This window comes from Defluviimonas sp. D31, from assembly GCF_033436765.1.
Classification (GTDB): Bacteria; Pseudomonadota; Alphaproteobacteria; order Rhodobacterales; family Rhodobacteraceae; genus Albidovulum.
In genome coordinates, this window is sequence record NZ_JAWQFN010000001.1 from 361,696 (window position 1) to 387,242 (window position 25,547).

At 68.4% G+C, this 25,547-nt stretch carries 21 protein-coding genes; 6 read left to right on the forward strand and 15 right to left on the reverse strand.

Annotated elements, in window-relative coordinates:
* Positions 1-63 precede the first annotated feature (63 nt).
* The gene (locus tag R5H32_RS01745; RefSeq protein ID WP_318336957.1) at positions 64-969 is read right to left on the reverse strand and encodes a DMT family transporter; all 906 of its coding nucleotides are present in this window, start codon (positions 967-969) and stop codon (positions 64-66) included.
* Positions 970-1,007: 38 nt separating this feature from the next.
* On the reverse strand, positions 1,008-1,610 hold the full coding sequence (locus R5H32_RS01750; RefSeq protein WP_318336958.1) for a LysE/ArgO family amino acid transporter: 603 nt from the start codon (positions 1,608-1,610) through the stop codon (positions 1,008-1,010).
* Positions 1,611-1,696: 86 nt separating this feature from the next.
* Here R5H32_RS01750 and R5H32_RS01755 point away from each other — a divergent pair, with 86 nt between their 5' ends.
* A complete protein-coding gene (locus R5H32_RS01755; protein WP_318336959.1) occupies positions 1,697-2,587 on the forward strand; it encodes a LysR family transcriptional regulator ArgP in 891 nt (296 codons plus the stop codon).
* A 147-nt stretch (positions 2,588-2,734) separates the two neighbouring features.
* On the opposite strand, the gene R5H32_RS01760 is transcribed toward R5H32_RS01755, so the two are convergent.
* Positions 2,735-3,478, reverse strand: coding sequence for a YebC/PmpR family DNA-binding transcriptional regulator (locus R5H32_RS01760; protein ID WP_318336960.1), 744 nt, complete (start codon positions 3,476-3,478; stop codon positions 2,735-2,737).
* Between the two features lie 137 nt (positions 3,479-3,615).
* On the opposite strand from R5H32_RS01760, the gene R5H32_RS01765 reads away from it, so the two are divergent.
* Complete coding sequence (locus tag R5H32_RS01765; protein ID WP_318336961.1) at positions 3,616-5,385, forward strand: SLC13 family permease; 1,770 nt, start codon at positions 3,616-3,618, stop codon at positions 5,383-5,385.
* A 242-nt stretch (positions 5,386-5,627) separates the two neighbouring features.
* On the opposite strand, the gene R5H32_RS01770 is transcribed toward R5H32_RS01765, so the two are convergent.
* From R5H32_RS01770 to argC, 9 genes are all read right to left on the reverse strand, one after another.
* Complete coding sequence (locus tag R5H32_RS01770) at positions 5,628-7,406, reverse strand: SLC13 family permease (RefSeq protein WP_318336962.1); 1,779 nt, start codon at positions 7,404-7,406, stop codon at positions 5,628-5,630.
* Positions 7,407-8,360 carry a DMT family transporter gene (locus R5H32_RS01775; RefSeq protein ID WP_318336963.1) on the reverse strand — a complete coding sequence of 318 codons (954 nt, stop codon included), beginning with the start codon at positions 8,358-8,360 and terminating at the stop codon, positions 7,407-7,409. It abuts the gene before it with no gap.
* Positions 8,360-9,172, reverse strand: a complete 813-nt coding sequence (locus R5H32_RS01780; RefSeq protein WP_318336964.1) for a TIGR00282 family metallophosphoesterase — start codon at positions 9,170-9,172, stop codon at positions 8,360-8,362. Before R5H32_RS01780 ends, R5H32_RS01775 begins: the two co-directional genes overlap by 1 nt.
* 196 nt (positions 9,173-9,368) lie before the next feature.
* Positions 9,369-9,650, reverse strand: a complete 282-nt coding sequence (locus R5H32_RS01785) for a hypothetical protein (protein ID WP_318337332.1) — start codon at positions 9,648-9,650, stop codon at positions 9,369-9,371.
* A 55-nt stretch (positions 9,651-9,705) separates the two neighbouring features.
* On the reverse strand, positions 9,706-12,480 hold the full coding sequence (locus R5H32_RS01790) for a glutamine-synthetase adenylyltransferase (RefSeq protein ID WP_318336965.1): 2,775 nt from the start codon (positions 12,478-12,480) through the stop codon (positions 9,706-9,708).
* Positions 12,481-12,542: 62 nt separating this feature from the next.
* Positions 12,543-13,034, reverse strand: a complete 492-nt coding sequence (locus R5H32_RS01795; RefSeq protein WP_318336966.1) for a holin family protein — start codon at positions 13,032-13,034, stop codon at positions 12,543-12,545.
* A complete protein-coding gene (locus R5H32_RS01800; protein ID WP_318336967.1) occupies positions 13,025-13,636 on the reverse strand; it encodes a holin-associated N-acetylmuramidase in 612 nt (203 codons plus the stop codon). Before R5H32_RS01800 ends, R5H32_RS01795 begins: the two co-directional genes overlap by 10 nt.
* Positions 13,637-13,678: 42 nt before the next feature.
* The gene (ccmE, locus tag R5H32_RS01805) at positions 13,679-14,137 is read right to left on the reverse strand and encodes a cytochrome c maturation protein CcmE (protein ID WP_318336968.1); all 459 of its coding nucleotides are present in this window, start codon (positions 14,135-14,137) and stop codon (positions 13,679-13,681) included.
* 7 nt (positions 14,138-14,144) lie between these two features.
* Positions 14,145-15,173: an N-acetyl-gamma-glutamyl-phosphate reductase gene (argC, locus tag R5H32_RS01810; protein ID WP_318336969.1), complete on the reverse strand. Its 1,029-nt coding sequence runs from the start codon at positions 15,171-15,173 to the stop codon at positions 14,145-14,147.
* A gap of 165 nt (positions 15,174-15,338) precedes the next feature.
* Here argC and R5H32_RS01815 point away from each other — a divergent pair, with 165 nt between their 5' ends.
* Positions 15,339-16,091 (forward strand): alpha/beta hydrolase, encoded by a 753-nt coding sequence (locus R5H32_RS01815; protein ID WP_318336970.1) that lies wholly within the window; start codon positions 15,339-15,341, stop codon positions 16,089-16,091.
* Positions 16,092-16,168: 77 nt separating this feature from the next.
* On the opposite strand, the gene R5H32_RS01820 is transcribed toward R5H32_RS01815, so the two are convergent.
* From R5H32_RS01820 to R5H32_RS01830, 3 genes are all read right to left on the reverse strand, one after another.
* Positions 16,169-16,981 carry a glutamate racemase gene (locus tag R5H32_RS01820; RefSeq protein WP_318336971.1) on the reverse strand — a complete coding sequence of 271 codons (813 nt, stop codon included), beginning with the start codon at positions 16,979-16,981 and terminating at the stop codon, positions 16,169-16,171.
* A gap of 32 nt (positions 16,982-17,013) precedes the next feature.
* Complete coding sequence (locus R5H32_RS01825; protein ID WP_318336972.1) at positions 17,014-17,886, reverse strand: lysophospholipid acyltransferase family protein; 873 nt, start codon at positions 17,884-17,886, stop codon at positions 17,014-17,016.
* 72 nt (positions 17,887-17,958) lie between these two features.
* Positions 17,959-21,360, reverse strand: a complete 3,402-nt coding sequence (locus tag R5H32_RS01830) for an indolepyruvate ferredoxin oxidoreductase family protein (RefSeq protein WP_318336973.1) — start codon at positions 21,358-21,360, stop codon at positions 17,959-17,961.
* Between the two features lie 175 nt (positions 21,361-21,535).
* On the opposite strand from R5H32_RS01830, the gene R5H32_RS01835 reads away from it, so the two are divergent.
* From R5H32_RS01835 to purL, 3 genes are all read left to right on the forward strand, one after another.
* Positions 21,536-22,441: a LysR family transcriptional regulator gene (locus tag R5H32_RS01835; protein WP_318336974.1), complete on the forward strand. Its 906-nt coding sequence runs from the start codon at positions 21,536-21,538 to the stop codon at positions 22,439-22,441.
* A gap of 242 nt (positions 22,442-22,683) precedes the next feature.
* A complete protein-coding gene (locus R5H32_RS01840; protein ID WP_318336975.1) occupies positions 22,684-23,253 on the forward strand; it encodes a DUF6151 family protein in 570 nt (189 codons plus the stop codon).
* 80 nt (positions 23,254-23,333) lie between these two features.
* Positions 23,334-25,493: a phosphoribosylformylglycinamidine synthase subunit PurL gene (gene purL, locus R5H32_RS01845; protein WP_318336976.1), complete on the forward strand. Its 2,160-nt coding sequence runs from the start codon at positions 23,334-23,336 to the stop codon at positions 25,491-25,493.
* The last annotated feature ends 54 nt before the right edge of the window (positions 25,494-25,547 follow it).

Genomic DNA, 25,547 nt, shown 5'->3' on the forward strand with positions numbered 1-25,547 from the left:
CTTTCCGAAAAAGGGAAGTCTAAGCCAATCCGGCCAATCTCCCAAATCCGGGGCGCGCCGGGGTCAGATCTTCGCCGCCTCCGGCGGCGGGGTGACCGCGCGCCGCTTCAGCTGCGCCTCGCGCCAGGTCATGTAGCTGATCGCCGCGATGATCAGCGCGCCGCCGGCCAGCACGAAGGGATCCACCGCCTCGCCGAAGGCGAACCAGCCGAGCGCCGTCGCCCAGACGAGCTGCAGGAAGGTCACCGGCTGGGTCACCGTCAGCGGCGCGGCCGCGAAGGCCCGCGCCATCGTGTAATGGCCGAGCGTCGCGAAAGCCGCGACCACGCCGAGCCAGCCGAGCTGTTCGAGACTCGGCCACACCCAGACCGCGATGGCGAAGGGCGCTAGCCCCACGGTCACCGTCAGCGACATCAGCGCCACGATCGTCGCCGGAGACAGGGAGGCCGAGAGCCGCTTGGCGAAGAGGTAGGAGACGCCGAAGCACATCGCCGCGCCGAGCTGCGCGATGTGGCCCGTACTCACCTCCCTGACGCCCGGCCTGAGCACGATCATCGCCCCGACCAGCGCCACGACGATCGCGATCAGCCGCCGCGCCGCCAGCCGTTCGCCGAGAAAGAGCGCCGCGCCGAGCGTTACAACCACGGGGTTCAGATAGCCGATCGCCGTGACCTCGGCGACCGGGATTCGCGCCATCGCGAAGAACCACAGCGTCACCGCCAGAACATGGAAGGCGCCGCGCCCCGCGACCAGCGGCCAGACCCCGGCTGCCTGCGCGCGCCGGAATGCGGGCAGAAGTGTCGGGGCGAAGAAGACGATGCCGTAGACGAAGCGGATGAACGCCGCCTCCACCGCCGGCAACCCGGTGCCGAGATGGCGCACCGTCCCGGTTACCGCGACGAACGAGAGCCCGGTCGCGAGCATCCACAATATGCCCGCTACGGGGCGGCCTTGATCGACGACGGTCATGGCGCGACATGACCTTATCGCGGCGGCGGGCGCAAGGCTCAGCCGGTGGCGAGCCGTGCCGCGATCGAGACCATGACGACCGCCACCCCGCCGTCGAGCACCCTCCAGGCCGCCTCCCGTGCGAAGACCGGCGCGAGGAGCCGCGCACCATAGCCGAGCGTGAAGAAGAACACGAACGAGCCGAGCGCGGCCCCCGCCCCGAACGCCACCTGGCGGCCAGGGTACTGCGCCGCGATCGAACCGATGAGCACCACGGTGTCGAGATAGACATGCGGGTTGAGCCAGGTGATCGCCGCGAGCGTCGCGAGGGTCTGGCCGAGCGTCCCCGGCGCCACGCTTCGCGGCGCGAGCGCACTGCCACCCCGGAGCGCCGACCAGCCCGCCCTGAAGCCATAGGCCAGCAGGAACGCCACCCCGCCCCAGCGCAGCACCGGATCAAGCCAGGGCACCGCCGCATTCGCCGCCGCGAGACCCGCGACGCCCGTGGCGATCAGCACCGCGTCCGAGGTGGCGCAGAACAGCACGCAAGCGAGCACATGCTCGCGCCGAAGCCCCTGCCGCAGCACGAAGGCATTTTGCGCCCCGATCGCCATGATCAGCCCGACCGACACCTGAAATCCCGACAGACCCGCCGCTAGCATGATCCCCTCCTCTTGTCCGGGACTTGACTAACGGGCGCCCTTTGGTAAGTCGAATTAATGTTTCTTTTCGCAGTTAAGATTCATTAATGCTTGAACCGGCCCAGCTCCAGGCCCTCGCGGCGATCCTGCGCACCGGCTCGTTCGACGCGGCGGCTGCGGCACTGCATGTCACGCCCTCGGCGATCTCGCAGCGCCTGAAGGCGCTCGAAGAGCGGCTTGGCACGGTCCTGGTGAGCCGCGGCCAACCGGCCCGCGCGACCACCGCAGGCGCCCGCCTCGCGCGCCATTTCGAGGATGTGCAGCTCCTGGAACACGCGCTCGCCACCGATCTCGGGGCAGAGCTCGCGGCAGAGCGGCCAACGGTGCGGATCGCGGTCAACGCCGACAGCCTCGCGACCTGGGTCCTGCCCGCGCTCGCCGCGGTGCCGGACCTGCTCTATGAACTGGTGATCGACGATCAGGATCATTCCGCCAACTGGCTCCGGCGCGGCGAAGTACAGGCCGCCGTGACCGCGCACGACGCACCGGTCGCGGGCTGCGACAGCCACCCGCTCGGCCAGCTGCGCTGCATCGCGTCGGCAAGCCCCGCCTTCATCGCCCGGTGGTTTGCCGACGGCGTCACCGCCGAGGCACTCGGCCGCGCCCCTGCGCTGACCTTCAACGAGAAGGACCGGCTTCCGACGCTTTGGGCGCTTCGCGTCACCGGCCGTCGGATCGCCCCGCCGAGCCATTACCTCGCCTCGAGCCGGGGCCATGTCGACGCCGCCAGGCTCGGCCTCGGCTGGGGCATGAACCCCGAGCCCCTGATCCGCCGAGACCTTGCCGCGGGAGAGCTTGCGGCGCTTGTGCCGGACGCGCCGCTGGATATCGCGCTTTACTGGCAGGTCGGGCGGCTGACAGGCGCGGCGATGGCGCCCCTGACCCGCGCAATCCGCGCCCAGGCGGCTTCCGTCCTGCTTCCGCCCGTTCCAGCCTGACCCACCGTGGCGGAGCCGCACAGAAGGGCGTCCCCCGTCACCGGGATGGGCGCGACCGCCCTTCCCCTTCATCCTGCCCCAAATATCCCCGCCGGAGGCACCGGGCCGCCCCGGCGGCCCGGTGCCCGATCGGTCAAGCCCGAGGGCTCAGGCGAGCTGCCTGGCAACCTCTTCGGGAATGTCGAAATTCGCCGTGACGTTCTGGACGTCGTCATCGTCCTCGAGCGTGTCGATCAGCTTCATCAGCTTCTGCGCCGTCTCGAGATCGACATTGGTGCGGTTCTGAGGCTTCCAGACGAGCTTGGCTTCCTCGCTCTCGCCGAGGGCCGCCTCGAGCGCGTCCGAGACAGCCGAAAGCTCGGTGTCGGCGCAATAGATCCAGTGGCCGTCCTCGTCGGTCTCGACATCGTCGGCCCCGGCCTCGATCGCCGCCTCCATCACCGTGTCGGCGTCACCGGCACTCAGCGGATACATGATCTCGCCCACCCGGTCGAACATGAAGCTGACCGAGCCGGTGGTGCCGAGGTTGCCGCCATGCTTGGTGAAGTAGCTCCGCACGTTCGACGCGGTGCGGTTGAGGTTGTCGGTCATCGCCTCGACGATCACCGCGATGCCGTTCGGGCCGTAACCCTCGTAGCGGATCTCGGTATAATCCTCGGCGTCGCCACCTTGCGACTTCTTGATCGCGCGGTCGATCACGTCCTTGGGGCAGGAAACCGCCTTGGCCGCCTTCACGGCAAGCCGCAGGCGCGGGTTCTTCTCGGGGTCGGGGTCGCCCATCTTGGCGGCGACGGTGATCTCCTTCGCCAGCTTCGAGAACAGTTTCGAACGCGCCGCATCCTGCCGCCCCTTGCGGTGCTGGATATTGGCCCATTTTGAATGGCCGGCCATGACCTTCTCCGTCAATCTTTCGGGTTTCGCGCCTCTATATGTCAGCGCCCCGCCTGCCCGCAAGCCCGAGCCGGCATCCGGCGCTTGCATCCGCTCTCCCGGGCGGCTTGAGTGGGGCGGCAAAGCCGGAGTCCGCCATGACCCAGGACCAGATCATCCTCTTCACGCTCTTCGGCCTTGTCTTCGCGGCGCTGATCTCGGGGCGCTGGCGCTACGATCTCGTGGCCTTTACCGCGCTCATCGCCGGCGTGCTCGCCGGCGTGGTGCCGGCCAAGACCGCCTTCGCGGGCTTCGGCCATCCGGCGACGCTCGTTGTCGCGCTGGTGCTCGTCGTCTCGGCCGGGCTCACGCGCGCGGGCGTGGTGATGCTGATCACCCGCACCTTCGTCGACACCGGACGCGGCCTTGCCGCCCACATCACCATGATGGGCGCGGTGGGCGGCATCCTCTCCGCCTTCATGAACAACGTGGCGGCCCTCGCGCTTCTCATGCCGGTCGATGTGGCGAGCGCGCGCAAGGCCGGCCGCGCGCCGGGCCTATCGCTGATGCCGCTCTCATTCGCGACGATCCTCGGAGGCATGGTTACACTGATCGGCACGCCACCCAACATCATCATCGCCACGATCCGCGAGGACGCTCTCGGCCAGAGCTTTCGGATGTTCGACTTCGCCCCGGTCGGAGGCGTCGTGGCCATTGCGGGCCTCCTCTTCGTGGCGCTCGTCGGCTGGCGGCTCATCCCCAAGCGCGAGGACGAGGGCGCGGTGCGCGACACCGCGGCTTATGTCGCCGAACTGAGCGTTCCAAAGGACTCCAAGCTCGTCGGCAAGACCATGGGGGATCTCTACGACGAGGCCGACAAGGCCGGTGTCGCGCTCATGGCGCTCATCCGCGGCGACAAGCGCCGCTACGGCGCGGCCCGAGCCGAGACCATCGCCGGCGGCGACGTGATCCTCGTCGAGGCCGAGGCCGAACCGCTCGACGAGTTCCGCGCCGCCCTCAAGCTTGATTTCGCCGACCACCGCCGCAAGCACTATCTCGAGGCCGAAAAGGCCGGCTTCACGATGGTCGAGGCGGTGGTGCGGACCGATGCGCGGATCCGCGGCAAGACTGTCGAGGCTGTGGGCCTGATCTGGCGCCACCGCACCGCGCTCATGGGCATCTCGCGCCGCGGCCACCGCATCAAGGGACCGCTCGGCAAGGCGAAGATCCGCGCGGGCGACATCCTTCTCCTGCTCGCGCCGTCCGAGACCGCCGACGAGGTTGTCGATTGGCTCGGCTGCCTGCCGCTCGCCGAACGCGGGCTCGCGCTGACGAAGCAGAACCATACCTGGCCCGCGATCGCGATCTTCGCGGTGGCGGTCCTCGCCGCGAGCCTCGGCCTCGTCGACCTGCCGATCGCGCTCGGCGCGGTGGTGATCGGCTACGTGGTGACGCGCGTGCTGCCGCTCGCGGAGATCTACGACCATATCGAATGGCCGGTGATCGTGCTGCTCGGCTCGATGATCCCGCTCGGCGCGGCGCTCGAAGGCTCGGGCGGCACGGAACTTATCGCACGAGGCCTTGTCGCGCTGACGGCGGGGGCGCCGGCCTGGGTGGCGCTCCTGGTGCTAATGGTGGTGACGATGACGCTGTCGGATGTCCTGAACAACACCGCGACCGCGATCGTCGCGGCGCCGGTCGGCATCGCCATGGCGAAAGCGCTCGGCGCCTCGCCGGACCCGTTCCTGATGGCGGTCGCGGTCGCCGCCTCCTCGGCCTTCCTGACCCCGATCGGACACAAGAACAACATGCTGATCCTCGGCCCCGGCGGCTACGAGTTCGGCGATTACTGGCGGATGGGCCTGCCGCTCGAGATCCTCGTCATCGCGGTCGCCCTGCCGACGATCCTTCTCGTCTGGCCGCTCTGACAAGACGGCCGCGCCGTTCCGGCGCGACGAGATCTCTCGCCTTCGCGCGGAGCGCGAAGGCTCACGCCACCATCGACGAGTCCGCCTGCAAGGCGCCGCCGCCACTTTCTGTCATCAAATACTCTCGGGGGTGAATTGCCGCGCAAGCGGCAAGAGGGGGCAGACAGCCCCCGCCCCCGCGCCGCGCGAAAGCGTGGCGCCACGAAAGGCGCGACGCCGAAGGCGTCTCCGTCGGATTGCCCTCAGAGCGGCCAGAGGATCGGGATCATCAGGCTCGCGGTGATGGCGAGCGTCAGGTTCAGAGGAATGCCCACCTTGAGGTAGTCGGTGAAGCGATACCCTCCCGGGCCGTAGACCAGCATGTTGGTCTGGTAGCCGATCGGCGTCGAGAAGGCCGCCGAGGCCGCGAACATGATCGCGACGACAAGCCCCCTCGGGTCAAGCCCGAGCGAGTGGCCAAGCTCGATCGCCACCGGCGTGAAAATCACGCCGACGGCGTTGTTCGACACGATCTCGGTCAGAAACATCGCCAGGAGATAGACCGCGAGCACGACAAGCTGCGGCGGCAGGTCGGTGAGCGCGGGACTGATCCAGCCGACGAGCAGCCGCGCCGCGCCGGTCTCGTCGAGCGCCGCACCGACCGCGAGCATCGCGAAGATGAGCGCGAGAAGCCGCCCCTCGATGAACGAAAACGCCTCGTCCGCGTCGATGCAGCGGGTGAGGAGTACCACCGCCACCCCCACAACCGAGAGCGCGAGGATCGGCGCCACGCCAAGCCCCGAGAGCGCGACGATCCCGGCCAGGACGGCGAAGGCCACCGGCGCCATCTTGCGGCGGTAGGCCTTGACGGTCGGTTTCGAGACATCGACGAGATCCATATCGGCCGCGAGCCGCTGGATGTCCTCGGGCGCGCCTTCGAGAAGCAGCGTGTCGCCGACCACGACGACGAGGTCGTCGAGCTGGCGGCCGATGTTCTGGTTCCGCCTGTGCACGGCGAGCGTATAGACGCCGTAACGCCGTCGCAGGCGCAGCTCGCCCAGCGAGCGGCCGATCATCCGGCAGCCCGGCGAGATCAGCACCTCGACGGTCTCGGTCTGCACCGAGGAGAGCTTGTCGACGAGGCGGATGTCCTTGCTTTCCTGCATCCCGAGCAACTCGGCCATCTCGGTCCTGAGAACGACCCGGTCACCGGCCTGCAACACCACCGGCGCGAGGTCGCGGCGCAGCGAGGCGTCGCCGCGCAACACGTCGATCACCCGGACCCCGGCACGCTTAAAGAGATCGACCGAGAGCACCGGCTGGCCCACGAGGTTCGAATCCTCGGGCAGCGCCACCTCGGTGAAGAACTTGAGCTTGCGCCGGTCCGAGAGCATCCCCCCCAACGACTGCCGATCGGGCAGGATCCGGCGCCCGATCAGGGCGATGTAGACCATGCCGATCAGGACCTGGATCGCGCCGAGGGGCGTGATCTCGAAGATGGTGAAGGGCTCCATCCCGGCGTTGCGCGCCACGCCGTCGACGAGCAGGTTTGTCGAGGTGCCGATCAGCGTCAGCGTGCCGCCGAGGATCGCGGCATAGGACAGCGGGATCAGCAGTTTCGAGGCCGAGACATTGAGCTTGCGCGCGATCGAGACCATCACCGGGATCATCACCACGACGACTGGCGTGTTGTTGAGGAAGGCCGAGGCAAGCGCGACGAAGCCGAACAGGATCACCAATGTTACCGTCGGGCGATGGTCGGCATTGGCCTCGGCCGTCTGCGTCAGCCATTCGAGTGTACCGGTCCTGACGAGCGCCCCCATGATCAGGAACATCGCGGTGATCGTCCAGGGCGCGGGATTGGTCAGCGCGTTCAGCCCGGCCTCGTAAGGCAGAAGGCCGAGAACGAGGCAGAGCGCCGCACCACCGATGGCCACGACTTCGACGGGGTAGCGCTCGCGCACGAACATCACGAACATGCCGAGCACGATCAGCAGGGTCAGGATGGCCTCGCCGTTCTGCGATATGGGAAGGTCGATCATTCAGCGATCCTGCTGTTCGTGGAAAACGATGGACGGTTCGGTGGCGGGCAGCACGATGGGACCCAGCTCCTCGCGCCGAGTGGGGCGCGGTTGCACGAGAAAGAGCCCGGCAAGGACCAGCGCCAGCGCCGCCCAGACCCAGAGCGAATAGCGTTCGCCGAGGATCACCATCGACCATAGGACGCCGGTACCCGTCACGATATAGGCGACCTGTGCCGCGAAGACCGCGCCACCGTGGCCGACGACCCAGACATATCCGGCATAGGCCAGCGCATGGATCGCCGCGGTGACGACAAGCGCCGCCGTGGCCGAGGTCACGGGCAGCGCGGGCGTGATCCAGCTGCCGCTCGCCACGACCGCCGGAAGGACGAGGACCATACCCGCAAGCGAGGCACCGAGGAGAAGTTGGATCGGGTCGAGCCCGGCCGTGCCGATCCGGCCGAGCCCGGCCGCCTCGACCGCGTAGAGTGCCGCAGCGGCAAGCGCGAATGGCACGAAGACGAGCGCCGCGCGGTCGGGCAGGCTCGCCTCCGGCAGGACGATCATCAGGATGCCGGCGAGCCCGGCGAGGATGCCGAGGAAGCGAACCGGCTCGGGCCGTTCGAGCCCGAGGCCAAAGGCCATCGGCAGCGCGAACATCGGCACCAGCGCGATGAACACCGCGACGAGACCGGCCGGCAGCCCCTCCTGCGCGGTGTAGAAGGCGGCGTTCGGCAGGATCGTCCCGAAAAGTGCTATGAAGACGTAGCGCGAGAGCGCGGGCCGCGTCAGCGGCAGCCGCCGCCTTGCAAGCACGAGCCAGAGCCCGAGCAGCGCCGAGCCAATGACGAGCTGCCAGAAGATGATGCCGAAATGGCGGTACCCGCCCATCACGACGATCTTCGACAGGGGCGCGGTCAGCCCCCAGCTTCCCCCGATCACGAATAGCGCGAGAAAGAGCCGGCGCGCCTCCATCAGGGCCGCGCCCCCTCGAGCCCGCCACCGACGCGGATCATGCGGATCTTCGTGGCCTTCCCGGTGCGGTCGTCGGTCTCGACATAGGTGCCGCAGAGCGTCGCCTCGCCGTTCGCGGGCGTGAAGCGTTCCTTAGGCATGCCGGTCACGAAGCGGCGCATCGGTTCGAGCTTGTCCATGCCGATGACCGAGTTGTAGTCGCCGCACATGCCGGCATCGGACTGGAACCCGGTCCCGCCGGGCAGGATCTGTGCATCCGCGGTCGGCACATGGGTATGGGCGCCGACGACGAGGCTCGCCCGTCCGTCGCACCAGTGGCCCATGCCCATCTTCTCGCTCGTCGCCTCGCAATGGATCTCGACGACGGCGGCCTGGACCGCCCCCCCAAGCGGATGAGCGCGCAGGACCGCGTCGATGGCCGAGAAGGGATCGTCGAAGGGCCGCTTCATGAAGACCTGGCCGAGCACCTGCGCCACCAGCACCTTGCGCCCGCCCTTCGCCTCGAAGACCCGCGCGCCCTTGCCGGGCGCGGTCTTGGCGTAGTTGAGGGGCCTGAGAATCCGCGGCTCGGTCTCGATGTAGGACAGCATGTCCTTCTGGTCGAAGGCATGATCGCCGAGCGTCACGCAATCGGCCCCGGCGGCGAGCAGCGCCTTGGCGTGATCGGCTGAAAGCCCTGCCCCGGAGGTCGCGTTCTCGCCGTTCACCACGACGAAATCGAGCCCCCAATCGGCACGCAATCCCGGCAGGCGCGCGGTGATCCCCGCACGCCCCGACCGCCCCACCACATCGCCCAGAAACATCAGCCTCATGCGACCTGCCTAAGGCCCGCCACGCGCGAGGGCAAGCGCGGCGATGATGCGCCGGCGCTTAAAGCGCCGCGCGCCACGCGCAGGTCACGCGAACCGGCGCGAAAAGAGGCATCCGGCCGGGGCGGTTTGGTCACGGGAATCTCTGGTCGCGCGCCGACCGGCGGAACGCGCGCAGCGGCCCGGCTCGCGTCTCGCCTCAGCGCCGCTCGCCCGGTTCGACGCGCCCCATGCGGCCGCCGCGCCGTGCCGGCTTGGACGGGGCGGTCAGCCCCGCCGTCAGCACCGCCGTCATCGGATGGTCGGGCCGGTCGAGGCCGTAGTGCGCCAGGAGCGCCCTGAGCGCCTCTGGCTGGTCGGTGTCCATCGCGATGCTCAGCGCCCAGTCGAGGAAGATCGACCGGCATTCCGGCGCCGTGATCCCCTCGATCGAATAGCTTTCGCGGATCAACCCCTTCGGGTCCGCCCGAGACATCTCCATGATCTTCCTCGCCATACCCGCTCTTCCCGACGCCGTTCGGCCCGGCGGCATGGGATCATGCAGCAAGACCGCGCGCGATAATTGCCGAAACGCGCTCCCTGTGGCCTTCCAACTGCGACGCCATCCCGTCGAGATTCGACGCTCCCGTCTCGCGCAGGAGGAACGCCTGCCCGCCCGCGCCGACCGCCGCCATGTCGAGCGGCTGCTCGGTCAGGAGCCGCGCCCCGGACTGGAGCCGCCAGAAGAACCGGTAGGCTTCCTGCAGCGCCGCCTCGTCCTCGCGGGTCAGGTAGCCTGCCTTGAGACCGGCGCGAAGCTGCGCCTCGACCCGCCGCGCGGGCGCTGCGGAGCGCAGCGCGCCGACCTGCGCGAGAAGCTCGATGTCCTGCAGCCGGCCGGGGCCGATCTTCGCCTCCCAAGCGCCGTCGGGCGCCTTGGCCGCGAAGATCCGCTCGCGCATCTCGGCGACGTCCGCCAGCACGCGCTCTGCCCCGCCCTTCTCGGCAAGGACCGCCATCCGCGCCGCCTCGACCTCGGCGGCGAGCGCGAGATCGCCCGCCACGGGGCGCGCCCGCGTCAGTGCCAGATGCTCCCAGGTCCAGGCCTCCTCCATCTGGTAGGAGCGGAACGACTGGATCGCGGTCGCGACCGGCCCCTGGCGGCCCGAGGGCCGGAGCCGCATGTCGACCTCGTAGAGCCGCCCGTCCGCCATCGGCGCCGAGAGCGCGGTCACCAGCGCCTGCGTGAGCCGCGCGTAATAGGCGCGCGCGGCCAGCGGGCGCGGCCCGTCCGAGGCATCCACCCCGTCCGCGTCGTAGATCACGATCAGGTCGAGATCGGATTGCGCGTTCAGACGCTCCGCGCCGAGCGAGCCCATGCCGAGCACCACCGCGCCCCGCCCCGGCGGCTTGCCGTGCTTGCGGGTGAACTCCGCGACCACGACCGGCCAGAGCGCCGCGAGGACCGCCCCCGCGAGGTCCGCATATTCGCGGCCCGCCTGACCGGCGTCGATCAGTCCGCGCAGGTGGTGGACGCCGATCCGGAAATGCCACTCCCGCGTCCAGATCCGCGCCGCGCTCAGCCGCGCCTCGTAATCCGCCCGCTCCTCCAGCCGCCTGGAGAGTGCCTCGGCCAGCGCCGCCGTGCCCGGCCAGGGCGCGAAGAAATCCCCGCCGATCACCGCGTCGAGCACCGCCGCGTTGCGCGACAGGTAGCTCGCGAGCCCCGGCGAAGTTGCGCAGATATCTACAATCAAGTCGATAAGCTGCGGATTGGCCTCGAAAAGCGAGAAAAGCTGCACCCCAGCGGGCAGTCCGGCGAGGAAGCCGTCGAACTGGCGCAGCGCCTCGGACGGGTTCGCCGCACGGTCGAGCCGAGAGAGGATCTCGGGCTCGACCCGCTTGAAGATCGCCACCGCGCGCTCGGAGCGGAGCGCGGGGTAGGAGCGCCAGCCCTCGACGGTCTCGCGCATCTCGGCGCTCATCTCGGGGCCGCTGCGCGCCTCGCCGGGCGCGAAGAAGCCCTCGGTCAACTCGGCCACACGCCCCAGCCTTTCGAGGAGTGCCGCGCGGAAGGCATCGGTGTCACCCTCTCCGCACATCCGGGCGATGCGGTCGAAACCCTCCGGCGTGGTCGGCAGGTCGTGGGTCTGTGCGTCCGCGACCATCTGCACCCGGTGCTCGATCTCGCGATGGGCGCGGTAGAGCGCGGTGAGGTCCGCCGCGTCGGCCTCGGGCACCCAGCCCTTCGCGGCGAGCGCGGCGAGGCCGCCGACGGTGTCGCTCGCGCGCAAGCTCGGGTCGCGACCGCCAGCGATGAGCTGGCGGGTCTGGGTGAAGAACTCGATTTCGCGGATGCCGCCCTGCCCGAGCTTCATGTTGTGGCCTTCGAGCACGATCGGCCCATGGAGGCCCTTGTGCTCGCGGATCCTGAGCCGCATGTCGTAGGCGTCCTGGATCGCCGCGAAGTCGAGATGGCGGCGCCAGACGAAGGGCGTCAGCGTCTCGAGGAACCGCGCCCCGGCCGCAAGATCGCCGCCGCAGGGTCTTGCCTTGATGTAGGCGGCGCGTTCCCAGGTGCGGCCCTGCGCCTCGTAATACTGCTCGGCCGCGGCCATCGAGATGCAGACCGGCGTGACCGAGGCGTCGGGGCGCAGTCGCAGATCCGTGCGGAAGACATAGCCGTCGGCGGTGAGGTCCGACAGCATCGCCGTCATCTTGCGCACCACGCGGATGAAGGCGGCGCGGGCCTCCTGCACGTCGTCGGACGCGTAGCGGGTCTCGTCAAAGAGGCAGATGAGGTCGATGTCGGAGGAATAGTTGAGTTCCCCCGCCCCGCCCTTGCCCATCGCCAGAGCGACGATGCCGCAGGCGGCCAAAGCATCCTCAGGCACCGCGCCCGGCACCTTGCCGCGCCGGATCTCGTCGGCGGTGAGCGCGCGAAGCGCATGGTGGACGGCGGCATCGGCGAGCCGGGTCAGCGCCCCGGTGACCATTTCGAGCGGCCAGACCCCGCCGAGGTCGGCGAGCCCGGCGAGCAGCGCGATCCGCGCCTTGGCATGGCGCAGCGCCGGGCCAAGCGCCTCGCTGTCGAGCGCGCCGAGCCCCGCGAGTTCGGCATCGAGCGCCGCCTCCGGCGATCCGGCGAGCGCCGATTCGAGCCAGTCGGCCTGGCGCTCCATCAGCCCCGCGAGATAGGGGCTGCAGCCGGCGGTCCCTTCGAGAAGCGCCCGGAGTTCGGGCGCGAGTGCTGCGAAACGCGCGCGCGGCTCCTCGATCCGGGCCGGTTCGAAAGGTATGGGGCAGCGAGTCAGGCGGGCGGCGAATGTCATGGCCCGACACTACAAGTCCGCCCGGCGGCGTCAACGACCGCCCGCGCCCGCCGCCCCCCCGATCAGCGCCCCCGGCGCCACTCGTCGAGCGCGGGATTGGCATCGCGAACTGTCGGCGCAACGCGCCGTGCGGCGGGTCTATGTGGCACGGATGCGGGCCGGCTCCGCAGGTAATGCGCCTCGCGCGCGCCGAAGTAGAAGCCGACGATGGCGGCAAGAAGCCACCAGAGCGGCTCGGGCACGGTGGCAAGGCCGGTCATGCGGCGCGCGAAGCCTTCCGGATCGACCATCGCATGGGTGAAAAGGCCGATCGTACCGAGCGCCAGCAGCGGCCGCGGCAACCGGTTCAGCCCGTTCACGAAGCGGTCGAAAGCGCCGGGTCCGGCGCTCTGGAACTCCGCCCCGAGCTCGTCGAGCGCGGCGAGGTAAGCCGCCTGCCCCGCCTCCATCCGCTTCGTGGCATTCGGTGTGAAAACCTCGGCCACCGAACTCGCCGCCTCGCCGATCGCCGTGGCTGCGGCCGGCGCGCCGAGGATCCGTCCGATCAGGCCCATGCTGCCACCCTTTCGCGATGCGCGGCCTCGCTGAGGTGGAAGCGGAGCGCGATGAATGCCTCGGCGCGGGTGATCCAGCCGCCCTTGCCGCCATCGCGGCGCCGAACATACTTGCGGCTCGCCGGCCGCGCGTCGGCGAGCGCGTAGTAATAATTGCGCCGTGCGATGCCGTAGGCGTCGGCGATAAGGTCCGGCGCCTCCTCGGCGGCGCGGTGGGCGGCGGCGATGGTGCGCGGCCCGATCACCCCGTCATCGGCCATCGCGTGGCCCATCTCGGCCAGGAGCCGCTGGAGGATCTTCACCGCGCCGGCGCCGGCATTGACATACATGTCGAAGACCGGCGGCTGCAGCACCTCGGGCAGGTCATGGATGCGAGGGCGGCGGAAGTAGTGCTCGACGAAGATCGCCACCGCCCGGTCGCGGCTGAGCCGCCGGACGTCAGCCCCGGTCACCCGCCCGTCGCCCGTCAGGTCGATCCCGAGCCGTTTCAGCGTATGGATCGTGACCCCGTATTTCGTCGCCCCGCCGGGATCGTCGGGCTCGTTCACATAGCCGCCCTCGCGGGCGACGATCTCTCTGGCGATGTCGGTGACGCTCTGCATGGCCTCTCCCCGCAAATCCGGGGAAAGGCTCGTTCGAAAAGGTTAATTCGTCGCAGGTTGAGCGTCCGGTTCGACATACATGCCCTGATCCTTGAGGGCGTCGATCACTTCCTTCGGCATGTAGGTCTCGTCATGCTTGGCGAGGATCTCGGTCGCCTCGAACGTGCCGTCGACGAGCTTGCCGGTCGCGACCACGCCCTCGCCCTCGCCGAAGAGGTCGGGCAGCACGCCCTCGTAGCGCACCGGGATGACCGCGCCGCCGTCGGTGACGTTGAAGGTGATCGCTGCGCCCTGGCCGCGCACGAGGCTGCCCTCCTCGACCAGCCCGCCGATGCGGAAGGTCTCGTTCGGGGCGGGCGCCTTCTCGGCGACTTCGGAGGGCGAGCGGAAGTACTGCAGCGCGTCGGGTGCGGCGTAGTAGAAGGCCGCGAAGCTCGCCGCCATCGCCACGGCTGCAAGGACGAGGATCTGGATCCGGCGCTGTTTCTTCAATCCCTTCATGGCCGCCTCACGGGAACACCGGCGCGAGCATCAGCCCCGCCGTCTCGTCGAGCCCGAGCATGAGGTTGGCGTTCTGCACCGCCTGCCCCGAGGAGCCCTTGTTGAGGTTGTCGAGGGCCGCGACGACCAGCGCGCGGCCCGGCTTGCGGTCGCCGATCACGCCGATGTGGCAGAAGTTCGAGCCCGCCACCGCCCCGGTCCCCGGCGCCTGGCCGAAGGGCAGGACGGTGAGGAAGGGCTCGGCGGCATAGCGCGCGGCGAGGGCTGCATGGATCGCCTCGGCCTCGCCCCGGACATAGCAGGAGGCAAGGATGCCGCGCGACATCGGCACGAGGTGCGGGGTGAACATGATCTCCACCTTCCGCCCCGCGATGGCGCTGAACTCCTGGTCGAACTCGCCCAGGTGCCGGTGCTTGCCGCCCTGGCTGTAGCCGAGGACATCGGTCTGGCGCTCGGTGAAGAGCATGTTTTCCTTCAGGCTGCGCCCGGCGCCGGAGATGCCGTTCTTCAGGTCGCAGATGATCTCGTCAAGGTCGATGAGGCCGGCCTCGATCAGCGGCCGGAGCGCGAATTGCACGGTCGCCGCGTTGCAGCCGGTGCCGGCGACGAGCCGCGCGGAGCGGATCTCGTCCCGGTAGAACTCGGTCAGGCCGTAGACGGCCTCCTTCTGAAGCTCGGTAGCAACATGGGGCGCGCCGTACCATTTCTCGTAGGCCGCCGGATCGCGCAGCCGGAAATCGGCGCCGAGGTCGACAACCTTGACCGACGCCGGCAGGTCGCGCACCAGCGCCTGGCTGAGGCCATGCGGAAGGGCCGCGAAGCACAGGTCGATCCGGGAGAAGTCGATCTGTTCGATGGTCGAGAGCGTGGGCAGATTCAGGTGGCGCAGCTGCGGATAGACGCTCGCCATCTCCTGCCCGGCCTTGCGGTCAGCCGAGAGCGCCGCGATCTCCATCGCGGGATGGGTGGCGATGATCCGCACGAGTTCGGCGCCGGTATAGCCGGACGCGCCGAGGATGGCGATCTTGTGGGTCATGGGGACCTCCGGTCGGGTACGGGGAGCTTGATGTCCGAGTGAGGGGCGGCTTTCAACCGGATTCTTCGTGATCGGCGCCGGGGCCAGGCGTATCGAGGCTTCCTGCAAGGCTTGCGGTCGCGGCGCGCCATGAGGCGCTACAGTTTTCGCGCTATGGTCTGAATCGTGATTCTCTCGACGGGGGGCCATGCGATGGAGCAGCCCACTCAAAAGTCGTTCACGACATCCGACGGGATCCTTATCCGGTATCGGGTGGCGGGTGCCGGCCCGCCGGTCGTCCTTCTGCACGGTTTCAGCATGTCATCGGGGATGTGGTGGCAGAACGGCGTCGTCGACGCCCTCGGCGGGCGCTACCGGCTGCTCGCACCGGACATGCGGGGCCACGGCGACAGCGACAAGCCTCATGACCCGGCACGCTACGGCCGAAAGCTGGTCTCGGACGTGGCAGAGTTGATCTCAGCCGAGGCGCCGTCCGGCGCGCATGTCGTCGGGTTCTCCATGGGGGCGGAGCTCTCGCTGCCGCTCGCGGTCGATCACCCGGCGATCATCCGCTCGCTCTACCTGATCGCCTCGGGCTGGTCGCCACCCGAGATCGTCGATGAATACCGGATCCACATGGACTGGGCCCGCGAGCGGACGGAGCAGGATGCCGTGGACGACCTAGACGCGCTTTCCGCGGCCGTTGACGCGGTGGACGCGACGGTGGGGCTGCCGGAGGCGCAGATCGCCGCGATCGACCTGCCGATGTCCGGGATCGTGGGCGAGTTCGACGTGGAGCGGCCCCATCTGGAACGGCTCGCACGTGCCCGACCGGATTTCGACCTCGAGATCCTGCCCGGTGTCGACCACATGGGCTCCTGGAAGGATCCCCGGGTGCCGGGGCGGATCGCCCGATTTCTCGATGCCCGGCCGCGCTGATCGGTGCGGTTGGACCCGCTCCCTCTGAGCACGCGCCCGGAACCCGAACCGCGCGTCAGCAGCGAAGCGAAGCCCCGTCAGGCAGCCTCGAAGCTGATCTTCCGGCGCAGGAACTGCGTCGCCTTGTTCGACACCCGCGCCGGGTTACCGGTCGTGAGGAACTTCGACTCGGTCCCGGAACCGAGGAAATCCGGATGGCGGTCGAGATAGTCCTTGAGGCTCGCGGCGACGAGATTGGCCTGCGAATAGACCTTGACCTCCGGCCCGAGCGCGGCCTGGAAGGCCGGTTCCATCAGCGGGTAATGCGTGCAGCCGAGGATCGCCGCCTCGGGCTTCGGCATCCGCCGCTGAAGCGCCTCGACATGCGAGCGCACCAGCGCCTCCGCAAGAATCTCGTCGCCCTCCTCGATCGCGTCCACGACGCCGCCGCAGGGCTGCGCCTCGACGTCGACGCCGATGGCGCGGAAGGCAAGCTCGCGCTGGAAGGCGCGGGAGGCCACCGTCGCGGGCGTGGCGAAGAGCGCCACATGTTTCACCTCGACCTCGCGCGGGGGCGAGTTGTCGCCCCATTGCCGCTCGGTCAGAGCCTCGATCATCGGGACGAAGACGCCGAGCACGCGCTTGTCCTTCGGCACCCAGGTCTCCTGCATCCGCTTCAGTGCGGCGGCAGAGGCGGTGTTGCAGGCGAGGATCACGAGGTCGCAGCCCTCGGCCCAGAGCCGCTCCACGCCCTTGCAGGTCAGGTTGAAGATGTCCTCGGCGTCGCGCACCCCGTAGGGTGTGTGGGCATTGTCGCCGTAATAGACGAAGGCCACATCGGGCAGCGCCTTGGCAACGGCGTCGAGGACCGTGAGGCCGCCGAGACCCGAATCGAAGATGCCAACCGCCATGCCCTGCCCTCCCCCGGCGCCGGGCGATCGCCTCAGGCGCGGTATTTCTCTTCAAATTCAAAGCCGTAATCGTAGAAGCGACGCGGCCCTGGCGACAAGTCATACGTCGAGCGGCGGAGGAAATCCATCATCTGTTTCGGATCGGTGCGGAACGGCGCGAGTAGGTCGCGGGAAAGCGGCGCGCCGATTACGACGCGCACGGGTTCGTCCACGCGGGCGCGGAACTCCTTGATCAGGAGCGCGAGGCGCAAGGTGTAGTGAAGATGGCTCGCGAGTTGGAAGAGGCGCGAGTTCTGGCCATCGAAATAGATCGGCACGATCGTGGCATCCGAGCGCGCGATCATCTTGGGGGTGAAGTTGCGCCAGACCGGATCCATCGGACGGGCGAAGGGCCTCGCCGCGGTCGCGACCGTGCCGCCGGGGAAGATGCCGATCGCCCCACCCGCGCCGAGATAGTCGAGCGCGGACGCGCGGACCTCGATGTTCTGGCGCGCGGCCTCCTTGGTCTCGTCGAAGTTGATCGGCAGGATCACCCGGTTGAGATCTTCCGCTTTGCGGAAGATGCGGTGCGCGATGATGCGGAAATCGCCGCGCACCTGCGACAGGATATGGCCCATCATCAGCCCGTCGAGGATGCCGTAGGGATGGTTCGCGACGAGGATCAGCGGCCCCTCTGCCGGGATGTTCGCGAGACTGCCGCCGACCACGTCGAGGCTGAGACCGTAGCGTTCGACGATCACCTGCCAGAAGTCTCGTCCGGCTGCGATCTCGTCCTCATAACCCCTGGCGCGGTGTATCAGGCCGATCCGGCCCGTCGCGTTCTCCAGCGCCCGGATCATCACCCGCCCGCCGCGCGACCGCGCCGAGGACGAATACGATATCTCTCGGGCGATCTCGGCTTTCATTCCGTTCACCGGCCCTGTGTCAGCCCCATCTGGGGAGGCTTTACGCGGGGCCTGTGACGGAGATGTGACGGCTCACTCGGCCGCGGCCTTCAGCGGCGCCCCGCCGGCGCGGATCGTCGCCAGCAGTTCCTCGCGCCGCTTGGCGGCGGCGCGCTGCGCGGCCTCCTTCACCGTGCCGAAGCCACGGATGGAGAGCGGCAGTTCGGCAAGCGCGATCGCGGCGTCGAGCGTCTCGGGCCGAACCTTGGGCAGGACCTCGGCCATGTCCTTCTCGTACTCGGCGATCAGCGCGCGCTCCATCCGCCGCTCGGCCGAGCGGCCGAAGACGTCGAGCGGCGTGCCGCGCAGGCGCTTCAGCTTCGCGAGCATCCGGAAGACGCGGAGCATGCCGGTCCCGTATTCGCGCTTTGCCGGGCGGCCGCCCTTGCCCTCGCGCTGGAAGATCGGCGGGGCTAGGTGGAAGGTCATCTCGAAATCGCCGCCGAATTCGGCGCGGGCCTTCTCGGCGGTTTCGAGATGGAGCCGCGCGACCTCGTATTCGTCCTTGTAGGCCAAGAGCTTGTGATAGCCGAGCGCCACCGCCTCGCGCATGTCGGCGGGCGCGGCATCGACGAGCTTGCGGTAACGGCGGGCGTAGCGGGCGCTCTGATAGGCGACGAGATGCTCGGCGCGGAAGGCAATCCGCTCTTCGAGTGTCATCGGCTTCGCGTCCGGCTCCTGAATCCACTCAGCGGTCTCGGCGGGGCGTTCGGCGGCCCAGCGGCCGATCTCGAAGGCGCGCAGGTTGCCCTTCACGGCGGCGCCGTTCAGCTCGATCGCCTGGCGGATCGCATCGGCCGAGAGCGGCACGAGGCCCATCTGCCACGCAGCACCGAGGATCAGCATGTTGGAGTAGATCGAGTCCCCCATCAGCTTCTTGGCGAGTACCGACGCGTCGAGGAAACTCACCCGGTCGCGGAGCCGCGCCTCGATCGAGAGCTTCAGCCCCTCGGTCGGCAGATGGAAGTCGCGGTTGCGGGTGAAGGCGCCGGTGATGATTTCGTGCGCGTTCACCACCGCGCCGGTGCGGCCGGTCTTCATCAGGCCGAGCACCTTGGCGCCGCCAGTGACCACGAGGTCGCCGCCGATCACGCAGTCGGCCTCGCCGGCCGCGACCCTGATCGCGTTGATGTCGGCGGGTTTCTCGGCAAGCCTGAGGTGGATGTTCACCGCGCCGCCCTTCTGGGCGAGGCCGGCCATCTCCATCATGCCCGCGCCCTTGCCGTCGAGCTGCGCGGCCTGCGCGAGCACCGCGCCGATGGTCACCACGCCGGTGCCGCCGACGCCGGTGATCAGCACGTTGTAGGTGCCCTTGATCGCAGGCAGCACCGGCGCGGGCAGGTCGGGCAGCGCAAAGTCGGCGGCCGCGGCCTTCTTCACCTCGGCGCCCTTGAGCGTCACGAAGGAAGGGCAGAAGCCGTCGAGGCAGGAGAAGTCCTTGTTGCACGACGACTGGTCGATGGCGCGCTTGCGGCCAAGCTCCGTCTCCACCGGCACGATCGACACGCAGTTCGACTGGATGCCGCAATCGCCGCAGCCCTCGCAGATGTCGGTGTTGATGAAGACCCGCTTGTCGATGTCGGGGAAGGTGCCGCGCTTTCGGCGCCGGCGCTTCTCGGCCGCACAGGTCTGGACATAGACGATGACCGACACGCCCTTGGTCTTGCGGAACTTCTCCTGCACCTCGGGTAGCCCGTCGCGGGTGTGAATCTCGATGCCCTTGGGAAGTTTCGAAAGATCCACCTCCTCCTTCTCGTCATAGACGAAGGCGATGTGCTCGACGCCCATCGCCTGGACCTCGCGGACGATGCGGTCGGCGGAAAGCTCGCCCTCGTTCGGCTGGCCGCCGGTCATCGCCACGGCGTCGTTGAAGAGGATCTTGTAGGTGATGTTGGTCTTGGCCGCCAATGCCGCGCGGATCGCGAGCGAGCCGGAATGGTTGTAGGTGCCGTCGCCGAGGTTCTGGAACACATGCTCGGTCTTCGAGAACGGCGCCTGGCCGATCCAGTTCACGCCCTCGCCGCCCATCTGCGTGGGCCAGAGCGTGTCGCGGTCCATCCAGACCGCCATGAAGTGGCAGCCAATGCCGGAATAGGCGATCGAGCCCTCGGGCACCTTGGTCGAGGTGTTGTGCGGGCAGCCCGAGCAGAAATAGGGTGTGCGCTGCGCCAGTTCCGGCACGTTGTCGGCACGCCGCGCCGCCGCCACCTCTTCGAGCGCCGCGCGCATGTGGTCGGTCGCCCTGCCCTCCTCGATCAGGATATGGCCGATCTTCTCGGCGATCATCGCGGGGTCGAGCGCGTAGCGGGTCGGGAACAGCTCCTCGCCGTAATTGCCCTTCTTCCAGCCGTAGACCCGGCGCCCCTGGCGGTCGTCGAAGATCGATTCCTTGACCTGGACCTCGATCAGCTTGCGCTTCTCCTCGACCACGATGACGAGGTCGAGCCCCTCGGCCCAGTCGTGGAAGCCCTGCATGTCGAGCGGCCAGGTCTGGCCGACCTTGTAGGTGGTGATCCCGAGCTTCTCCGCCTCGGCGGCGTCGATGCCAAGCATCTGGAAGGCGTGCATCAGGTCTAGCCAGTTCTTGCCCGCCGAGACGATGCCGATCCTGGCGCCCGGCTTGCCCCAGACCCGGCGGTCGATGCCGTTGGCGCGGGCGAAGGCCTCGGCCGCGTGGCGCTTGTAGTCGATCATCCGGATTTCCTGCTGGACCGGATTGTCACCGAGCCGGATGTTGAGCCCGCCCTCCGGCATCCGGAATTCCGGTTCGACGAAAGAGAGGCGGAACGGATCGCCGTCGACGACGGCGGTCGCCTCGGCGGTGTCTTTCATGGTCTTGAGGCCGACCCAGACGCCGGCATAGCGGGAAAGCGCCCAGCCGTAGAGGCCGAAGTCGAGTAGTTCCTGCACCCCCGCCGGGCTCACAACCGGCATGTAGACATCGACCAGCGCCCAGTCGGACTGGTGCAGCGTCAGCGAGCTTTCGGCGGTGTGGTCGTCGCCCATCGCCATCAGCACGCCGCCATGCTTCGACGTGCCGGCGAGGTTGGCGTGGCGCATCACGTCGCCGGTGCGGTCGACCCCCGGACCCTTGCCGTACCAGAGCGAGAAGACGCCGTCATACTTGCCCTCGCCCCGAAGCTCGGTCTGCTGGGTGCCCCAGATCGCGGTCGCGGCGAGGTCCTCGTTGAGACCCGGCTCGAAGCGGATGTCGTTCGCCTTGAGAAGCTTGCCAGCCTTGGCCATGTTGAGGTCGACCCCCCCGAGGGGCGAGCCGCGATAGCCCGAAACGTACCCGGCAGTGTTCAGCCCCGCCTTCCGGTCGCGCTCCTTCTGCATCAGCATCAGCCGGACGAGCGCCTGCGTCCCGTTCAGGAGGACCGGCGATTTCGCGAGGTCGTAACGGTCATTGAGGGTGATTTCCGGCTTCGACATGTGGTCCTCCCCGCTGTTCGAGCGCTCCGCCATTATAGGTCAAAATCACTGACCTACAAAGCCTCTTTTTTCCGACCGGTCAGACAACTATATCCCCCTTTCGCTTGGGTTTTGCTTTCGCGGACAACGCAATTCGGCCATAAAGCGGGGGCCGAAATCGACAGAAAGATACGGTATGGACTGGGACAAGCTCAGAATATTTCACGCGGTGGCGGATGCCGGCAGCCTGACCCATGCGGGTGAGGCGCTGCACCTGTCGCAGTCGGCCGTGAGCCGGCAGATCCGCGCGCTCGAAGAGAGCCTGAACACGACCCTGTTCCACCGTCATGCACGGGGACTGATTCTCACCGAGCAGGGCGAGCTTCTGTTCGACGCCACCTCGTCGATGAACAAGCGGCTGGAGACGGCGGCGGCGCGGATCCGCGACAGCGAGGACGAGGTCTTCGGCGAGCTTCGCGTCACAACGACGACAGGCTTCGGCTCGCTCTGGCTCGCGCCGCGGCTCGGCAAGCTCTATGAACGCTATCCCGACCTGAAGATCGAACTGATGCTCGAGGAACGCGTCCTCGACCTGCCGATGCGCGAGGCCGATGTCGCGATCCGCATGAAGGAGCCCTCGCAGGCCGACCTGATCCGGCGGCGGCTGATGAACATCCGGATGCGGCTCTACGCCTCGCCGGACTATCTCGCCGCGGCGGGCACGCCGACCTCGGTCGAGGATCTGGCGAGCCACCGGCTGGTCAGCCAGAGCCCGACTGCCCCTCAGGTCTCGGCCGGCGCGACGCTGGTCCAGTGGCTCCTGTCGAACGACATCCGCTCGACGCTCGCGGTGAACAACTACTACGGCGTGCTGCAGGCGGTGCTCTGCAATCTCGGGATCGGCGTGCTACCCGATTACCTGACCGAGGACTTCCCGAACATCGTCCGGGTGCTGCCGGAAGTGGAATCGAGCGAGGTTCCTGTCTTCCTCGCCTATCCCGAGGAACTCAGGCAGTCGAAGCGAGTCGCCGCCTTCCGCGACTTCGTGCTGGAGGAAATCATCAGCTACCGCCGCCAGCAATCCGACGGGGCGGCAATCTGACGTTGAAGTGAGGCATGATGGCAACGCATAGCCGCCATGCTTCCCTTACGGCATCATTTTCCTTGATCGCTCCGCCTCGACACCCTAGGTGGGGAACAGAAGTTGATGATTGAAGAAATTCTCATCGCTTTCTACCTCCCTGTTGGACTTGGGCCGAGCTTGTCTCGGCCTTTTTTTTATTTCCGCGCATCTTCAACGGTGTAATGTCGGCGCGCAGAGCCCGCTTCGGCCCGGAGCACATGATGTCGGACACACACGATTTGTCCTGCCGCTGCGGCGCGACGCGCTGGACGATCGCGCGCGCCGCACGCGGAACCCTCTTGAAATGCTACTGCGCCGACTGCCAGACTTTCGCCCGCCATCTCGGTCGCGGCACCGACTGGCTCGACGCGAAGGGCGGCAGCGCGATCTTCCAGACGGTGCCGCACAGTCTCGGCTTTCCCGACGGCATGGCCCATGTCGCGCTGCTGCGGCTCGGCCCGAAGGGCCTGTTCCGCTGGTACGCCGCCTGCTGCGGCACGCCGATCGCCAACACCCTGTCCGGCCCCGGCCTTCCCTTCGTCGGCGCGATCCTGCGGCCGGACGAGGACCGCTTCGGCCCAGTCCGGGTTTGGGCGAACACCGCCGCCGCCCGCGCCCCGGTGAAAGCCAGTGGCCTTGCGCGGGCGGTCCTCGGCGTTCTCAGCCGCGCCGCGCAGGCCCGCCTCACCGGCAGCTACAGGACCAATCCGTTCTTCGACGCGGCCGGAGCGCCCGTAACGCCCCCCACTATCCTGAGCAAGGCAGAGCGGGACGCTGCCCGCCCGCATTGAGGACGGCAACGGTTTGGCCCTTTTCTCCGCCGCCCTTCACCCCTAAAAGACGCGGCAATCGTGCAGCTCCGGGGGATGAAATGCAGGAACCTCAGATCACCGAAGACCTGATCGCCGCGCATGGCCTGAAACCGGACGAGTATCAGCGCATCCTCGAGATCATCGGCCGCGAGCCGACCTTTACCGAGCTGGGCATCTTCTCGGCGATGTGGAACGAGCATTGCTCCTACAAATCGTCGAAGAAATGGCTGCGCACCCTGCCCACCAAGGGTCCGCAGGTCATCTGCGGCCCGGGTGAGAACGCCGGCGTCGTCGATATCGGCGACGGCCAGGCGGTGATCTTCAAGATGGAGAGCCACAACCACCCGTCCTACATCGAGCCGCACCAGGGCGCCGCGACCGGCGTCGGCGGCATCCTGCGCGACGTCTTCACGATGGGCGCGCGTCCCATCGCCGCGATGGATTCGCTCTCGTTCGGCATGCCCTCGCATCCCAAGACCGCGCATCTCGTGAAGGGCGTTGTCGAGGGCATCGGCTCCTACGGCAACTGCTTCGGCGTGCCGAACGTGGGCGGCGAGGTGCGCTTCCACCCCGCCTACAACGGCAACTGCCTCGTGAACGCCTTTGCGGCGGGCCTCGCGGATGCCGACAAGATCTTCTATTCGGCGGCCTCCGGCGTCGGCATGCCGGTGGTCTATCTCGGCGCCAAGACCGGGCGCGACGGCGTCGGTGGTGCCACCATGGCCTCGGCCGAGTTCGACGACACGATCGAGGAGAAGCGCCCGACCGTGCAGGTCGGCGACCCGTTCACCGAAAAGCGCCTTCTCGAAGCCTGCCTCGAGCTGATGGCCTCGGGCTCGGTCATCTCGATCCAGGACATGGGGGCCGCGGGCCTCACCTGTTCGGCGGTCGAGATGGGCGACAAGGGCGGCCTCGGCATCAAGCTCACGCTCGACCAGGTGCCGCAGCGCGAAGTGAACATGACCGCCTACGAGATGATGCTCTCCGAATCCCAGGAGCGGATGCTCATGGTGCTGAAGCCCGAGAAGGAGGCCGAGGCGCGGGCGATCTTCGAAAAATGGGACCTCGACTTCGCCATCGTCGGCGAGACCATCCCTGAGGACCGCTTCCTGATCCTGCACGGCAACGAGGTGAAGGCCGACCTGCCCTTGTCGAAGCTCTCCTCCTCGGCGCCCGAATACGACCGTCCCTGGGTCGAGACGCCGAAGCGCGACGCGTTGGCCGACGCGCCGCAGATCGACGCCATCGCCGGTCTGAAGGCGCTGATTTCCTCGCCGAACTACGCCCACAAGGGCTGGGTCTGGGAGCAGTACGACACGATGGTCATGGCCGACACGGTCCGCATCCCCGGCCTCGGCGCCGGCGTGGTGCGCGTCCACGGCACCGACAAGGCGCTGGCCTTCACCTCCGACGTGACCCCGCGCTACGTCAAGGCGAACCCGGTCGAGGGCGGCAGGCAAGCGGTGGCCGAAGCCTACCGCAACCTCACCGCGGTGGGCGCCCTGCCCCTCGCGGCAACCGACAACCTCAACTTCGGCAACCCCGAGAAGCCCGAGATCATGGGCCAGTTCGTCGGCGCCATCAAAGGCATCGGCGAGGCCTGCGCGGCGCTCGACATGCCGATCGTCTCGGGCAACGTCTCGCTCTACAACGAGACCGACGGCAAGGGCATCCTGCCCACCCCGACGATCGGCGCGGTGGGGCTCGTCGCCTCGCTCGAAGACCTCATCGCGGGCCAGCCGCAGGACGGCGACGTCGCCGTGGTGATCGGCGAGACCGCGGGCCATCTCGGCCAGTCGGCGCTCCTCAGCGAGGCCTTCGGTCGCGAGGACGGCGACGCGCCGCATGTCGACCTCGCCGCCGAGCGGCGCAACGGCGAGTTCCTGCGCGCCAGCCGCAAGAGCTTGCGCGCCGCGACCGACCTCTCTGACGGCGGCCTCGCGCTCGCGGCCTTCGAGATGGCGGAGGCGGCGGGCCTCGGCGTCGCGCTCGAGAGCGGCGAAACCGGCCAGCTCTTCGGCGAGGACCAGGCGCGCTATATCGTCGCCGTCGCGGCGGACAAGGCCGAGGCGCTTCTGGATGCGGCCCGCGCGGCCGGCGTTCCGGCCAGCGCGGTCGGCCGGTTCGGCGGCCGCACCGTCCGCTTCGGCACCGCCGAGGCGCCGCTGGCGGAACTTGCCTCGATCTACCGCTCGGCCTTCGCGGCAGCGGTGGCCTGAGCCGCGGAGCGGCGGCGAGACTGCGACACGCGGTCAATCTTGCGGGTCCCGGCT

Excerpts from the sequence above, each read along its gene's own strand:
- R5H32_RS01745 (WP_318336957.1), bottom strand. The coding sequence starts at position 969 with ATGACCGTCGTCGATCAAGGCCGCCCCGTAGCGGGCATATTGTGGATG.
- R5H32_RS01750 (WP_318336958.1), bottom strand. The coding sequence starts at position 1,610 with ATGCTAGCGGCGGGTCTGTCGGGATTTCAGGTGTCGGTCGGGCTGATC.
- R5H32_RS01755 (WP_318336959.1), top strand. The coding sequence starts at position 1,697 with ATGCTTGAACCGGCCCAGCTCCAGGCCCTCGCGGCGATCCTGCGCACC.
- R5H32_RS01760 (WP_318336960.1), bottom strand. The coding sequence starts at position 3,478 with ATGGCCGGCCATTCAAAATGGGCCAATATCCAGCACCGCAAGGGGCGG.
- R5H32_RS01765 (WP_318336961.1), top strand. The coding sequence starts at position 3,616 with ATGACCCAGGACCAGATCATCCTCTTCACGCTCTTCGGCCTTGTCTTC.
- R5H32_RS01770 (WP_318336962.1), bottom strand. The coding sequence starts at position 7,406 with ATGATCGACCTTCCCATATCGCAGAACGGCGAGGCCATCCTGACCCTG.
- R5H32_RS01775 (WP_318336963.1), bottom strand. The coding sequence starts at position 8,360 with ATGGAGGCGCGCCGGCTCTTTCTCGCGCTATTCGTGATCGGGGGAAGC.
- R5H32_RS01780 (WP_318336964.1), bottom strand. The coding sequence starts at position 9,172 with ATGAGGCTGATGTTTCTGGGCGATGTGGTGGGGCGGTCGGGGCGTGCG.
- R5H32_RS01785 (WP_318337332.1), bottom strand. The coding sequence starts at position 9,650 with ATGGAGATGTCTCGGGCGGACCCGAAGGGGTTGATCCGCGAAAGCTAT.
- R5H32_RS01790 (WP_318336965.1), bottom strand. The coding sequence starts at position 12,480 with ATGACATTCGCCGCCCGCCTGACTCGCTGCCCCATACCTTTCGAACCG.
- R5H32_RS01795 (WP_318336966.1), bottom strand. The coding sequence starts at position 13,034 with ATGGGCCTGATCGGACGGATCCTCGGCGCGCCGGCCGCAGCCACGGCG.
- R5H32_RS01800 (WP_318336967.1), bottom strand. The coding sequence starts at position 13,636 with ATGCAGAGCGTCACCGACATCGCCAGAGAGATCGTCGCCCGCGAGGGC.
- ccmE (WP_318336968.1), bottom strand. The coding sequence starts at position 14,137 with ATGAAGGGATTGAAGAAACAGCGCCGGATCCAGATCCTCGTCCTTGCA.
- argC (WP_318336969.1), bottom strand. The coding sequence starts at position 15,173 with ATGACCCACAAGATCGCCATCCTCGGCGCGTCCGGCTATACCGGCGCC.
- R5H32_RS01820 (WP_318336971.1), bottom strand. The coding sequence starts at position 16,981 with ATGGCGGTTGGCATCTTCGATTCGGGTCTCGGCGGCCTCACGGTCCTC.
- R5H32_RS01825 (WP_318336972.1), bottom strand. The coding sequence starts at position 17,886 with ATGAAAGCCGAGATCGCCCGAGAGATATCGTATTCGTCCTCGGCGCGG.
- R5H32_RS01830 (WP_318336973.1), bottom strand. The coding sequence starts at position 21,360 with ATGTCGAAGCCGGAAATCACCCTCAATGACCGTTACGACCTCGCGAAA.
- R5H32_RS01835 (WP_318336974.1), top strand. The coding sequence starts at position 21,536 with ATGGACTGGGACAAGCTCAGAATATTTCACGCGGTGGCGGATGCCGGC.
- R5H32_RS01840 (WP_318336975.1), top strand. The coding sequence starts at position 22,684 with ATGTCGGACACACACGATTTGTCCTGCCGCTGCGGCGCGACGCGCTGG.
- purL (WP_318336976.1), top strand. The coding sequence starts at position 23,334 with ATGCAGGAACCTCAGATCACCGAAGACCTGATCGCCGCGCATGGCCTG.